The following is a 13,160-nucleotide window of genomic DNA, read 5'->3' as shown; positions in this document are numbered from 1 at the left end:
GCGCGGGTCTGTCCGACCGGCAGATCGCGGTCCTGCGGTCCGAGCTGGCCGGTGAGGACGGCGTGCGCACGCTGCATCCCCGAGTACCGCAGGCTCCTCGCCACCCGGCTGACGTCGCAGTGGGGTGACGGACTCTTCCAGGCCGGACTCGCCGGCGCGGTTCTCTTCAACCCCGAGCGGCAGGCCGATCCCGCGGCCATCGCGGCCGGGTTCGCCGTGCTCCTGCTGCCGTACTCGGTCATCGGGCCGTTCGCGGGCGCGTTGCTCGACCGGTGGGACCGCAAGAAGGTCATCGTCGCGGCGAACATCTCACGCGCGGCGTTCGTCCTGTTCACCGCTCTCGCAGTCGGCGCGGGGCTCAGCGGTCTGCCGCTCTACATCTCCGCCCTCGTCGTCATGGGCATCGGCCGGTTCGTCGGTTCCGGACTGTCCGCGGCCCTGCCGCACGTCGTCGACGAGGACCACCTGGTCGAAGCGAACGCGCTGGCCACGACCGCCGGAGCGATCACTTCGGTCGTCGGTGCCGCCTGCGCGATCGGGTTCCGCACGCTGCTGGGAGCCGGTGACGGCGGTTCCGGGTGGACCACCAGCATCGCCGTGACCGGCATGCTGACCAGCGCGTTCATCGCCAGCAGGTTCAAGGCCGGCGTGCTCGGGCCGGACGAGGTCGACGAGCCGCCCAACGCGGTCAGGGCCGTCGCACGTGGCCTGCTGGACGGCGCGAAGGCCACCTGGCACACCCCGAGCGTCCGGGCCGGGCTGGCCGCACTGCTCGCGCATCGGGCCGCGTTCGGCATCAGCCTCATGGTCACGCTGCTGTTGATGCGCTACAGCCTGCAGGACGTCGGCATCCTCAAGGCGGGCATCGGCGGGCTCGGCGAAGTCGCCGTCGCGGGCGGCGCCGGCATCCTGCTCGCCGGCGTCCTCACCGACCGGATCGTCGACAGGTTCGGCGTGAAGACCACGATCTGCGGTGCCCTCCTGCTCGCGACCGCCGCCCAGATCGGGCTCGGGCTGCCGATGACTCTGCCGACCGTCCTCGCGGCCGGTTTCGTGATCATCTTCGCTGGTCAGATCGTCAAGCTGTGCGTGGACACCGCGGTGCAGCACGACATCGGTGACGAAGTGCGCGGCCGGGTCTTCTCCCTCTACGACACGCTCTTCAACGTCGCGATGGTCACCGCGGTGTCCATCACGGCGACGGTGGTCCCCCTGGACGGGCGTTCGCCCGGTCTCCTGATCACCGCCGCCGGCCTCTACCTGGTCGGGCTGACCGCCTACCTGGTCCTGCTACCGCGGAAACGGCAGGTGCAACATCCCGGCCTCGTGCGCGAAGACGACGGCGGCCACCCGATCGGGTAGATCCAGGCGCCGCAGGATGTCGGCCACCTCGGCGGCCACCTGCTGCTGCCCGATGCCGAGCACCCGCGCGATCTCGTGGTCGGCGTGACCACGCGCGAGACACCGCAGCACGGCCCGTTGGTCGTCGGTCAGCACTTCCAGGTCGCGTACGTCCGGACTTGCGGACAGTCCCCAAGTGAACATCTGCATCACCCCCATGAGCACTGCCCATGGTGCAGCCCCGCGCTGTCAGTTCGCTAACGCGGGGATGTCATCCGCTCACCATGCGTCACGCAGACGGCGGAGTGATGCCCTGTTCGCGCGCCCAGTCGAGCAGCGCTGCCTCGGCCTCGTCGCGGTCCAGCGGCCCCCGGTCGAGCCGCAGCTCCTTGAGGAACTTCCACGCCGCACCGACCTGCGGGCCCGGCGGCAGGCCGAGCATCTTCATGATCTCGTTGCCGTCGAGGTCAGGCCGCACGCGCGCGAGGTCTTCCTCGGCCGCGATGCGCGCGATGCGTTCCTCAAGAGAGTCGTAGGTCCGCTTCAGCAGGTTCGCCTTGCGCTTGTTGCGGGTCGTGCAGTCTGCGCGGACGAGCTTGTGCAGCCGCGTCAGCAGGTCGCCGGCGTCCGTCACGTACCGGCGCACGGCAGAGTCGGTCCACTCGCCGCTGCCGTAGCCGTGGAACCGGAGGTGCAGGTAGACGAGCTTCGCGACGTCCTCGGTGATCTCCTTCGAGTACCGCAACGCCCGCAAGCGCTTGCGGACCATCTTCGCGCCCACGACCTCGTGGTGGTGGAACGAGACACCGCCGCCTGGCTCGAACTTCCGGGTCGCCGGCTTGCCGATGTCGTGCAGCAGCGCCGCGATCCTCAGCACCAGATCGGGTGATTGATCAACATCTTCAAGATCAATTGCTTGTTCCAGCACAACCAGCGAGTGGTGGAAGACGTCCTTGTGCTGATGGTGTTCGTCGATTTCCAGCTTCATGGCCGTGAGCTCGGGCAACACGATGTCGGCCAGCCCGGTCTCCACCATGAGCTCGATGCCGCGGCGGGGGTGCGCCCCGCACAGGAGCTTCGAGAGCTCCACCTGCACTCGCTCCGGCGTGATGCGGGCGATCTCGCCTGCCATCGACCGCATCGCCTCGATCACCCGAGGCGCCGCGGTGAAGCCGAGCTGGGAGACGAACCGGGCCGCCCGCAGCATCCGCAACGGGTCGTCGCCGAACGACTCCTGCGGGGTCGCCGGCGTGTCCAGCACGCCTGCCCGCGCGGCGGCGAGGCCTCCGGTCGGGTCCACGAACTTGCGGGCCACGACGTCGAACGCCATGGCGTTGACCGTGAAGTCGCGGCGGACCAGATCGCCGTCGATCGTGTCGCCGAAGGTCACCTCCGGGTTGCGGGTGACGCCGTCGTAGGTGTCCGCGCGGAAGGTCGTGATCTCGATGATCTCGCCCTTCTTCGAGGCGCCGACCGTGCCGAACGCGATGCCGGTGTCCCACTGAGCGTCCGCCCAGCCGCTGAGCAGCTGTTGGATCTCCGCAGGACGCGCGTCGGTGGTGAAGTCGAAGTCGTTCGTCGGGCGCCCCAGCACGGCGTCGCGCACACTGCCGCCCACGAGGTAGAGGTGCTTGCCCTCGGCGGCGAACCGAGCGGCGAGCTCGGCGACGACTGGAGTGATGGTGGGCTCTTCCACCACCGCATTCTGCTGGAGCGATCGAGACACGAGAAACCAGCGTACTTAAGGTTCGTAAGTACGATCGGCCGTATGCCCCCGTCAGCCGCACGATCCGGAGGAGGTCCCAAGCCGGGCCGCCGGAGGAGGCGCAGGGGTCGCAGGCTCAAGACCGTCGACGAGACGTCGGCTGGTGGCCTGGTGCTCGACGGTGAGCAGCGGGCCGCGGTGATCGGCAGACTTGACCGGCGAGGCCGGTTGCTGTGGTCTTTGCCGAAGGGTCACATCGAGGCCGGCGAGACCGCGGAACAGACCGCGGTGCGCGAGGTCGCCGAGGAGACCGGTATTCATAGCAGGGTGCTGCGCCCGTTGGGGTCGATCGACTACTGGTTCGTCGCTGACGACCGCCGGGTGCACAAGACGGTTCACCACTTCCTCCTCGAAGCGCTGGGGGGAGAGCTTTCCGACGAAGACGTGGAGGTCACCGAGGTGGCGTGGGTGCCACTCGGCGAGCTGGACGAGCGACTCGCGTATGCCGATGAGCGCCGTCTGGTCCGCCGAGCAGCCGAACTGCTCGCCGACCGCTGCCGGGACGGGGCGGAGTCGGCGTGAGCGTGAGGAAGCTCTTCTGCACAGCCGCCGTCGCCGCGTTCCTGGTGACCGCCACACCGCTCGCGGGCGCCGTGGAGCAGTCCCAGCCGGACCAGACCGACGCGCTGCCGTTCCTGCCCGACGGTCCCCAGGTGTGGGCGACCAGAACCCTCGCCGCCCAGCCGGGCCAGCCTCAGCCGCAGTTCCTGCGGCTCGACATCGCCCAGCTCACCCCCCGGTTCGTCACGAGCGACTCGCCGGGCACGGTCAAGATCACCGGCAAGATCGTCAACGTGGGCGACCGCAAGGTGTCCGACATCGTGCTGCGCCTGGAGCGCGGCCAGTCGCTCGACACCGAGGACGAGCTGCGCAAGGCGTTGCGGGAGCCGGCCGCGGCCGAGTTCGTCCAGCCGAACTTCACCAAGGTCGCGGACGAGCTCGAAGCCGGCCAGCAGAAGGACTTCACGCTCGAGGTGCCGTTGCGCGGCACCGAGCGGACGTCGCTCGCGATCGACCAGCCCGGCATCTACCCGATCCTCGCCAACATCAACGGCCGGCCGGACTACGGCGGCCAGGCGCGGCTCGCGGCCCTCTCGACGCTGCTGCCGGTGCTGGGCGTGCCCGGCGGCGAAACCAAGGGCAAGCCGGGCGCACCGAGCAAGCTCACCGTCCTGTGGCCCATCGCGGACCGGCCGCGCCTGGTCAAGACCGGCGGCCAGGGGGAGTCCGAGCTGGTCGACGACGACCTCGCGGCGTCGCTCTCGGCCACCGGGCGGCTGTACGGCCTGCTGCAGGCCTACGAGCAGGCGATCCCGGCCATGAGCACCTCGATGTGCCTCGCGATCGACCCGGACCTGCTGCGCACCATCCAGGCGATGAGCACCGGCTACAAGATCCGCGGCGGCACCGAGGGCAAGGGCGAGGCCGAGGCGAAGCTGTGGCTCGACCGGCTCAAGCTCGCCGTCACGGGCCGTTGTGTCGTCGCGCTGCCGTACGCCGACGCCGACCTCGTGGCGTTGAACAGGGCGAAGCTCGTGAACATGCGGACGCTCGCGCTGAACGACGGCCCGAAGCTGATCCAGCAGATCCTGGGCGTGCAGCCGCTGCCGGACTTCGTGTGGCCGGAGGACGGCGTGCTGGACCAGTCGACGTTCGACGAGCTGGTCACGCCGCAGCCGGAGCAGAAGTACGAGGGCATGAAGTCGGTCCTGCTCGACCCGACCGGCCTGGCCGACGCACCGGGCACGGGTCCGGCCGGCATCGGGGGCAAGCACCCGGTGACCGCCGTGAAGATCGACTCGATGGTCTCGGACGCGCTGCAGGGCAGTGCCTCCAAGCCCCGCACGCTCTCCGGTGTCACGACGCCGATCGAGAGCCAGCCGGTGTCCGTGCAGAACGCGCTGTCCGTGCTGGTGTTCCGCGCCGGCTGGCAGGGCGACGGCCGCAACGTGCTGGTCACGCCCCCGCGCCGGTGGAACGCGCCGCTCTCGGAGATGACCGAGTTCCTCAGCGCCGCGCAGAAGCTGCTGGTCAGCGGCTACGCGACGCAGACCGGTCTCGAGGAGCTGACCTCGGCCGCACCGCCCGCGACGAACGCCAAGGTCTCCTACCCGCCCGAGGCCGGTGCACGCGAGATCTCCACCACGATCTCCGACTCGGTGACCAAGCAGAGCGCCGAGCTGGCCGGCCTGGTCGCGTCCATGCAGCAGGAGGACAAGGAGCACACCGCTCCCGCCGACCTGGCCGACCCGTTGTGGCTCGGTCTGCTGCGCGCGATGTCAGGTGCGTGGCGGCAGAACGAGGAGGGCGCGCGGTCCGCCGCGTACATCAGCCAGGGCGAGCTGAACTCGCTGACCGGCATGGTCGGTGTGACGCCGCCCGCGAGCCCGATCCTGCTCGGCTCCGGCGACAGTCCCATTCCCGTGACGATCACCAACAAGCTCGACGTCCGGGTGACCGTGCGGATCGTGTTGGCCGACACTCCCGGCATTCGCAAGCTCGACCTCGCTGACCAGGTGCTCCCCGCCCGCGGTGAGCGCGTCGTGCGGGTGCCGGTCGAGGTGCTGCGGTCCGGCCGGTTCCCGGTCAACGTCCGGCTGACCACTCCCGAGGGCGTCGCCCTGGGTGACACTGTCAAGCTGGAGGTGTCGTCGTCCGCCTACGGCACCATCACGGTGATCGTCACCGTGATCGCCGCGATCGCGCTCGTCCTGCTTTCCGGACGACGCATCTACAAGCGGGTCCGTGCTCGCAACGGCGAGAACGGCGGCGCACCGTCCATCGAAAACGTCACACCGGAGAAGTCGAGCGCGTGAGCGAGACAGCCACGACCACCGAGCCAGAGCAGCAGAAGCAAGCACCGTCGGTCGCGAAAGCCAGCGGCTCGATGGCGATCGCGACGATCGTCAGCCGCGTCACCGGCCTGTTGTCGAAGGTGCTGCTGGTCGCCGCACTCGGTGTCGGCACCCTGAACGACTCGTACCAGGCGGCTTCGACCCTGCCGACGATGATCAACGAGCTGCTGCTCGGCGGCATCCTGACCAGCGTGGCGATCCCGCTCCTGGTCCGCGCCGAGAAGGAGGACGGGGACGGCGGCGAGTCGTACGCCCAGTGGTTGATCAGCATGGGCACCGCGATCCTCGCTGTCGGCACGGTCGTCGCGGTGGCCTGTGCGCCGCTGCTCACCGCCCTGTTCATCGCCGACTCGCCGAAGGCGAACCCGGCGCTGGTCACCGCGTTCGCCTACCTGGTGCTGCCGGGCATCGTGTTCTACGGCCTGACCGCACTGCTCGGCGCGGTGCTGAACGCTCGCCACGTGTTCGGCCTGCCCACCTGGGCACCGGTGCTGAACAACGTGGTCGTGATCGTGGTGCTGGGCGTCTACTGGATGCTGCCGGGCGAGATCTCGCTCAACCCGGTGCACATGACCGACGTTCACGTGCTGGTGCTCGGCGTCGGTACCGCCCTCGGTGTCGCGGTGCAGGCCCTGGTGTTGTTCCCGGCGCTGCGCAGGACCGGCTTCCGGTTCAAGTGGAGGTTCGGCTGGGACGCCCGGCTGTCCGAGTTCGGCAGCCTCGCGTTCTGGGTGCTGCTCTACGTCGGCCTCGGTTTCGCCAGCATGACCGTGCTCACCAATGTGGCGACGCACGGCGACGGCGCGCTGGCGGCGTTCAACTTCCAGTGGCTGATCGCGCAGGTTCCGTACGGCGTGCTGGGTGTCTCGCTGCTCACGGCGTTGATGCCGAAGATGAGCCGGGCCGCGGCGCACGACGACAAGGACGAGATCGTCCGCGACCTGCTGTTCGGCAACCGCATGTCGTCGATCCTGCTCATGCCGTTCAGCGTGCTGATGACCGTCTGCGGTGTATCGATCGGCATCGCCGCGTTCGGGTTCGGCAAGTCGGGCGTCTCCGGCGGCACGGCGATCGGCCTGGCGCTCGCGCTGTCGGCGTTCGGGCTGGTGCCTTACGCGATCACGTTGCTGCAGCTGCGTGTGTTCTACGCGATGAAGGACGCCCGCACGCCGACGTTGATCCAGGCGCTGATCGTGGCGGTCCGGATCGGGTTGCTGTACTTCTTCCTCGCCGTGTCCGAACCCGAGCAGCTCGCGGTCGGCGTGTCGCTCGCGATGTCGCTCAGCTTCGTGTTCGGCGCGATCGTCGGCCAGGTGTGGCTCCGGGTCCGCCTGGGCCGCCTGCGCACCGGCTTCACCATCTGGACGGTCTGTCTCACGGTGGTGGCGTCGGCGCTGGCGTTCGCGGTGGCCAAGGGCGCCAACATGCTGCTGCAGAACGTGATCGGGTTCGCGAACCCGGTTGTAGCCGCCTGGTTCGAGGTCATTCTGGTGACGTTGATCGGTTTGCCGCTCGCGTTCGGCCTTTTGGCGGCGTTCCGGGTACCCGAGATGAAGCCGGCCATCGACAAGATCAACCGTTTGGTGCGGCGGCGGTGACGCCGGGTCGTGAACGTCGTCCCGTACCCTCGTGCCTGTGAGTAGCGGAGTCAGCGCCGCCCTGGTGCCCGGTGGCGTCATCGGCAACGGCCGGTACCGGCTGCTCGCGAAGTCCGGCGCCGACGACAGGTCCCGTGCGGAACTGTGGCGCGCCAGGGACGGTCAGCTCAACCGGGACGTCGCGCTGACGGTGCTGCTCGGCGATCTGGCGGACAACGACGCGGCTGCCCGAGCCCGCCGGACGGTCGAACGGGCGATGCACGCGGCCTCGTTCACGCACCCCGGTGTCTCCAGGGTCATCGACGTGCTGACGCCCGGCACCGGAATCCGGCCGGACGAGGGCATCCTCGGCATGGTCATCGCCGAGTGGACCCAGGGCACGGACCTGATGGACCTGATCGCGGAGGGCCCGCTGCCCGCGGGCGCCGCGACCCGCCTGCTCGAACCGCTGGGCGCCGCCATCGAGGGCGCGCACCACGCCGGGCTCGTGCTGGGCGCCGACCACCCGCAGCGCATCCGGGTCACCTCGGACGGCCGCCTGCGCCTCGCGTTCCCCGGACCTCGGCCGGACGCGATCGCGCGCGACGACGTCAAGGGCCTGGGCGCGATCCTGTACCTGCTGCTCACCGGCCGGTGGGCGCTGCCGGGCGGACCCAGCAGCGTGCCGGTCGCGCCGACCGGGCCGGACGGCTCCGTGGTGGCGCCGAACGCGTTGCACCCGTACCTGCCGCACGAGCTGTCGTCCGTCGCGGTGCGTTCACTCGAAGACACGTCGGTCGGCGGCATCCGCACGTCCGCGGCGATCCTGCAGGTCCTCGACCAGATCGCGGCCGAGGAAGCGGAGACCGCGCTCATCGCGCCCGTGTCGTCCCGCTCCCGTGACGATGACGACGACGCCGTGGTGTGGACGACGCAGCGGCCGAGGCAGGACAAGCAGCAGAAGAAGAAGCTGTGGATCAGCGTCGGCGTGCTCGCGCTGGCCACGCTGACCGTGATCGTGTGGCTGAGCGTGCAGATCGTCGGGTTCTTCAGCGACGAGCCCTCGCGCGGCGGCGGACCGACCGTGGTGATCAACCAGCCTGGTTCGAACGGGCAGAGCGCACCCGCGGCCCCGCCCGCCGGACCTGTGCAGCCGGGCCGGATCGGCGTCTACGACGTGACGAACCAGCCGGACAACGCGAACCAGGCGAGCCGCGCGGTCGACAACAACGCGAGCACGTTCTGGCGCACCGACAACTACTTCCAGCCGTTCCCGACCCTGAAGCCGGGCATCGGCCTGATGGCCTCGTTCGCGGAGCCGGTGCGGTTGGCGTCGATCACGATCACCTCGCCCAGCAAGGGCACGCACGTCGAGATCAGGGTGGCGTCCGCGCTGGACTCGCCGCTCGAGGAGACCAAGAAGATCGGCGTCGCGGACCTGTCCGACGGGCAGACGCAGATCCAGCTGAACGAGCACGACCCGACCGGTCACGTGCTGATCTGGATCACGCAGCTGACGAACTCCGGCGGCGGCAAGAACCAGTCCGAAATCCGCGAGATCCTCTACACCCGCGCTCAGTGACCACACGCGGGGAGCTTTCGTTCGGCAGAACCACACGCGGGGTCCCCGCGTACTCCAGGAGAGTACGAAAGCTCCCCGCGTACTGAGCGTGGTCCCGACCGGATGATCTGTGATCAGCCTCGCTAAAGTGCGTGCCGTGACCGCCGCAGCCAGCTCGGACGCCGATCTCATCTCGGCCCACGCCGCAGGTGACCCCTACGCGTTCTCGGAGCTGGTGAAGCGCCACCGCGACCGGATGTGGGCCGTGGCGTTGCGCACGCTGCGCGACCCCGAGGAGGCCGCGGACGCGCTGCAGGAGGCGTTCATCTCGGCCTTCCGCGCCGCCTCGTCGTTCCGCGCGGAGTCACAGGTCACCACCTGGCTTCACCGGATCGTGGTGAACGCGTGCCTCGACCGGATGAGACGGCGACAAACAAGACCGACAGTGCCGCTGCCCGAGGCCGGTCCCGGCGAGCCCGTCGCGCCCCGTGACGCGATGAGCGACCGCGAGACCAGCCTCATGGTGCAGGCGGCGCTGATGGAGCTGCCGGAGGAGCAGCGGGCGCCCATCGTGCTCGTGGACGTCGAGGGGTACTCAGTCGCCGAAACGGCGCAGCTCCTGGGCATCGCGGAAGGCACGGTCAAGAGCAGGTGTGCGCGGGGTCGCGCCAAGCTCGCCAAAGTTCTCGGGCACCTCAGGAACCGAATCGCAGATGCGAACGTCCCAGCTGACGGTGTGAATGTGCAAGAGCAACGTCAGTGGGAGGGCCGATGACCGGCATGGAGCGCGTGCCGATGGGTCCGCCGTGGTCGGTAGACCTCATCGCGGATCTGCACGCGGGCGTGCTGCCCCCTGAGGTCGCCGCACAGCTGCGTCCACGGGTCGAGGCGGACCCCGACGCCAGGGAGATCCTGCAGGCGCTGGACGCCACGCTGGAAGACCTGCACGCGTTGCCGTCGATCCCGATGCCCGACCACGTGGCGGCACGGATCGACGCGGCGCTCGCGGCCGAGGCCCGACCGGCCGCACCGGTCGTGTCGCTGGACGAGGCCCGCAAGCGCCGCAACCGCAGGCTCGGCCTGGGCGGTGCGGGCGTGCTGGTCGCGGCCGCCGCGGCGTTCGGCATCGTGCTGGCCGTGTCCCCTGGCGGGCAGGGGCCCTCGAACGAGGCCAAGCCCGCGCCGACGACCTCGTCCCAGAACGCCACCCCACCGCTCGCGTTGAAGAGCGACCAGCTCGGCTCCGCGGTCGGTGACGTGCTCAAAGCCCAGAACTTCGGCCCTCTGGAGACCCCGGACCGCCTGGCCGGCTGTCTCAAGGGCGGCGGCATCACCAGCTCCGGCAACCCGCTCGGCATCAGCCCGATCACGCTCGACGGCAAGGACGCGGTGATGGCGATCCTGCCCGCTGGTCTCGGCCAGTACCGGCTGGTCGTGCTGGACCCGAAGACCTGCGGACCGGACAAGCCCGAAGGTGTGCTGGCGAACACCACGATCGGCGCCAAGTAGCCCCTCGCGAGGTAGTCACCGACGTCACGGAATTAGCTGCACCTACGATCCGTTGAGCCAGTCAGACGACGAGATCGAGGAGTTGCTGGGGCCGTGAGCGTGCGCAACGTGATCATCATCGGATCGGGGCCTGCGGGCTACACCGCGGCGGTCTACGCCGCCCGCGCGCAGCTCGAGCCCCTGGTCTTCGAGGGTTCGCAGTACGGCGGCGCCCTGATGACGACGACCGAGGTCGAGAACTACCCCGGCTTCCGCGACGGCATCATGGGCCCCGAGCTCATGGAGCAGATGCGCGAGCAGGCGCAGCGCTTCGGTGCCGAGCTGCGGGCCGAGGACGTCGAGTCGGTCGAGCTGACCGGTGAGATCAAGAAGGTCGTCGCGAACGGCGTCGAGTACCAGGCGAAGGCCGTCATCCTCGCGATGGGTGCCGCCGCTCGTTACCTGAACATCCCCGGTGAGCAGGAGCTGCTCGGCCGCGGTGTGTCGGCCTGTGCGACCTGCGACGGCTTCTTCTTCCGCGACCACGACATCGCGGTCGTCGGTGGCGGTGACACGGCGATGGAGGAGGCGACGTTCCTCACCCGTTTCGCCAAGTCGGTCACGGTCATCCACCGTCGCGAGGAGTTCCGCGCCTCGAAGGTCATGCTCGAACGCGCCCGCGCCAACGAGAAGATCAAGTGGCAGCTGAACACGCAGGTCACCGACGTGCTCGGTGACGGCACCGTGTCCTCGATCAAGGTCAAGGACACCCAGACCGGCGCCGAGTCCGAGCTGCCCGTCACCGGGTTCTTCCTGGCGATCGGCCACGACCCGCGTTCGGCGCTGGTCAAGGGCCAGGTCGACCTCGACGAGGAGGGTTACGTCCTGACGAAGGACAAGTCCTCCTACACGAACCTGGACGGCGTGTTCGCGGCCGGCGACCTCGTCGACCACGAGTACCGCCAGGCCATCACGGCCGCCGGCTCCGGTTGCAGCGCCGCGATCGACGCGGAACGGTGGCTCGCCGAGCACGGCGAAGCGCACGCCGAGATCGCCGCTGAGGCAGTCGGCGGCGGCTACGGCAAGAGCATCTGAAATTTCTTCACGTTTTAAGGGAGAGAACATGGCAGGCGCCACCGTCACGGTGACCGACAAGTCGTTCGCGGACGACGTGCTGACCAGCGAGAAGCCCGTTCTGGTCGACTTCTGGGCGACCTGGTGCGGCCCGTGCAAGATGGTTGCGCCGGTGCTGGAGGAGATCGCCGCCGAGCACGGCGAGAAGATCACCATCGCCAAGGTCGACATCGACGCGAACCCGGCGATCGCCCGGGACTACCAGATCATGTCCGTGCCGACGCTGATCCTGTTCCAGGGCGGCCGTCCGGTGAAGCAGATCGTCGGCGCGAAGCCCAAGGCCGCGCTGCTGAACGACCTGCAGGACGTTCTCGCGTGACCTGAAAAGTTGTATGGGCTGAGAAGTCCAGTGCAACGCGCAACATGACCCGCCCGTCTATCGATAAGACGGGCGGGTCACGTTCGTTTCGCGCCGGGACGTGATCTCGGAACGACTGTGAGTAGCCCTGCATCGATCACTCTGCGGAGCAGGGCACAATGAGGACTTCCCAACTGACGCGCCGACCAAGTTCGGCGCCCTAGTCGAGCGAGGGTGCATGCAGCTGCTCCGCCGCGGGGACGTCGGAAGTGATGTTGCCGAGATCCGGTCGACCCTGACCAGGCTCGGAGTGCTTCCGCCGACCGACCCCCAGGCGCCGCCGGTGTTCGACCAGCAGGTCGAGCACGCCGTGCGCGCGTTTCAACAGCAGCGGGGGCTGATCATCGACGGCATCGTCGGCCCGGCGACCTACCGCGCACTGCGCGACGCGACGTTCTCCCTCGGCGACCGCCCGCTCGCGTACCTGATGTCGCAGCCGACGACCGGCGACGACGTGCTGATGCTGCAGGAACGCCTGCTGGAGCTGGGCTACGACGCGGGCCGCGCGAACGGCGTGTTCGGCCAGCAGACCGAGCAGGCGCTGAAGAACTTCCAGCGCGACTACGGCCTGATCGTGGACGGCATGTGCGGTCCCGACACCGTGCGCGCGTTGCGCCAGCTGCAGCCGAAGGTCCGCGGTGGCCGGCCGGTGCTGCTGCGCGAGCAGGAACGGGTCCGCAACGCGGGGTCGCGCCTGTCGGGCAAGCGGATCGTCATCGACCCCGGCCACGGCGGGCAGGACCGCGGCGTGGTCGTCGACGGCGTGTCCGAGGCCGACCTGATGCTGGACCTGGCCAGGCGGCTGGAAGGCAAGATGGCCGCCACCGGCATGGAGGCGCTGCTCACGCGTGGTCCGGCGAACTGCCCGGACGAGGCGGAGCGCGCCCGGTTCGCGAACGAGGCAGGCGCCGACCTGATCCTGTCGCTGCACACCGACGGCAACTCCTCGCCGAACGCGCAGGGCGTGGCCACGTTCCACTACGGCACCGGCAAGGACAAGATCAGCGGTGGTGGCGACTCGGACGTGATCTACGGTCAGGGCGACGAGGACACCATCACCGGTGACGGTTCGGACGACTAC

Annotated in this window: 12 protein-coding genes; 10 read left to right on the top strand and 2 right to left on the bottom strand. The window is 69.2% G+C overall.

The window, feature by feature from the left end; genetic code table 11:
* The first annotated feature begins 51 nt into the window (after window positions 1-51).
* The gene (locus ABZX92_RS42315; RefSeq protein WP_355571223.1) at window positions 52-1,362 is read left to right on the top strand and encodes an MFS transporter; all 1,311 of its coding nucleotides are present in this window, start codon (window positions 52-54) and stop codon (window positions 1,360-1,362) included.
* Here the strand turns inward: ABZX92_RS42315 and ABZX92_RS42310 are convergent.
* Window positions 1,291-1,545 (bottom strand): LuxR C-terminal-related transcriptional regulator, encoded by a 255-nt coding sequence (locus ABZX92_RS42310; RefSeq protein ID WP_355571221.1) that lies wholly within the window; start codon window positions 1,543-1,545, stop codon window positions 1,291-1,293. The two genes, ABZX92_RS42315 and ABZX92_RS42310, sit on opposite strands and share 72 nt — an antisense overlap.
* A gap of 85 nt (window positions 1,546-1,630) precedes the next feature.
* Window positions 1,631-3,067 (bottom strand): CCA tRNA nucleotidyltransferase, encoded by a 1,437-nt coding sequence (locus ABZX92_RS42305; protein ID WP_355571219.1) that lies wholly within the window; start codon window positions 3,065-3,067, stop codon window positions 1,631-1,633.
* A 42-nt stretch (window positions 3,068-3,109) separates the two neighbouring features.
* On the opposite strand from ABZX92_RS42305, the gene ABZX92_RS42300 reads away from it, so the two are divergent.
* The 9 genes from ABZX92_RS42300 to ABZX92_RS42260 form a co-directional block, all read left to right on the top strand.
* Window positions 3,110-3,628: an NUDIX hydrolase gene (locus tag ABZX92_RS42300; protein ID WP_355571218.1), complete on the top strand. Its 519-nt coding sequence runs from the start codon at window positions 3,110-3,112 to the stop codon at window positions 3,626-3,628.
* Window positions 3,625-5,922 carry a DUF6049 family protein gene (locus ABZX92_RS42295; protein WP_355571216.1) on the top strand — a complete coding sequence of 766 codons (2,298 nt, stop codon included), beginning with the start codon at window positions 3,625-3,627 and terminating at the stop codon, window positions 5,920-5,922. The genes ABZX92_RS42300 and ABZX92_RS42295 overlap by 4 nt, the downstream gene beginning before the upstream one ends.
* Complete coding sequence (gene murJ / locus ABZX92_RS42290) at window positions 5,919-7,559, top strand: murein biosynthesis integral membrane protein MurJ (protein WP_355571214.1); 1,641 nt, start codon at window positions 5,919-5,921, stop codon at window positions 7,557-7,559. The genes ABZX92_RS42295 and murJ overlap by 4 nt, the downstream gene beginning before the upstream one ends.
* A 37-nt stretch (window positions 7,560-7,596) precedes the next feature.
* Window positions 7,597-9,120, top strand: a complete 1,524-nt coding sequence (locus ABZX92_RS42285) for a protein kinase family protein (protein ID WP_355571212.1) — start codon at window positions 7,597-7,599, stop codon at window positions 9,118-9,120.
* Between the two features lie 136 nt (window positions 9,121-9,256).
* Window positions 9,257-9,874, top strand: coding sequence for an RNA polymerase sigma factor SigM (sigM, locus tag ABZX92_RS42280; protein WP_045313282.1), 618 nt, complete (start codon window positions 9,257-9,259; stop codon window positions 9,872-9,874).
* Window positions 9,871-10,608: a hypothetical protein gene (locus ABZX92_RS42275; RefSeq protein ID WP_355571210.1), complete on the top strand. Its 738-nt coding sequence runs from the start codon at window positions 9,871-9,873 to the stop codon at window positions 10,606-10,608. The genes sigM and ABZX92_RS42275 overlap by 4 nt, the downstream gene beginning before the upstream one ends.
* Before the next feature lie 93 nt (window positions 10,609-10,701).
* Window positions 10,702-11,682 carry a thioredoxin-disulfide reductase gene (gene trxB / locus ABZX92_RS42270; RefSeq protein WP_355571208.1) on the top strand — a complete coding sequence of 327 codons (981 nt, stop codon included), beginning with the start codon at window positions 10,702-10,704 and terminating at the stop codon, window positions 11,680-11,682.
* Window positions 11,683-11,710: 28 nt separating this feature from the next.
* Entirely contained in the window at window positions 11,711-12,040 is a 330-nt protein-coding gene (gene trxA / locus ABZX92_RS42265) for a thioredoxin (RefSeq protein ID WP_355571206.1), read from the top strand.
* Window positions 12,041-12,257: 217 nt separating this feature from the next.
* On the top strand, window positions 12,258-13,160 hold a 903-nt coding region (locus tag ABZX92_RS42260), incomplete at its 3' end, for a peptidoglycan-binding protein (RefSeq protein WP_355571204.1).

The organism is Lentzea sp. NPDC006480, assembly GCF_040611995.1.
Taxonomy (GTDB): domain Bacteria; phylum Actinomycetota; class Actinomycetes; order Mycobacteriales; family Pseudonocardiaceae; genus Lentzea.
Note: the sequence above shows the minus strand (reverse complement) of the source record. Positions and strands in the feature narration are given on the sequence as shown.

Coding starts and splice junctions, on each gene's coding strand:
- ABZX92_RS42310 (WP_355571221.1), bottom strand. CDS start 1,545: ATGTTCACTTGGGGACTGTCCGCAAGTCCGGACGTACGCGACCTGGAA.
- ABZX92_RS42300 (WP_355571218.1), top strand. CDS start 3,110: ATGCCCCCGTCAGCCGCACGATCCGGAGGAGGTCCCAAGCCGGGCCGC.
- ABZX92_RS42275 (WP_355571210.1), top strand. CDS start 9,871: ATGACCGGCATGGAGCGCGTGCCGATGGGTCCGCCGTGGTCGGTAGAC.
- trxA (WP_355571206.1), top strand. CDS start 11,711: ATGGCAGGCGCCACCGTCACGGTGACCGACAAGTCGTTCGCGGACGAC.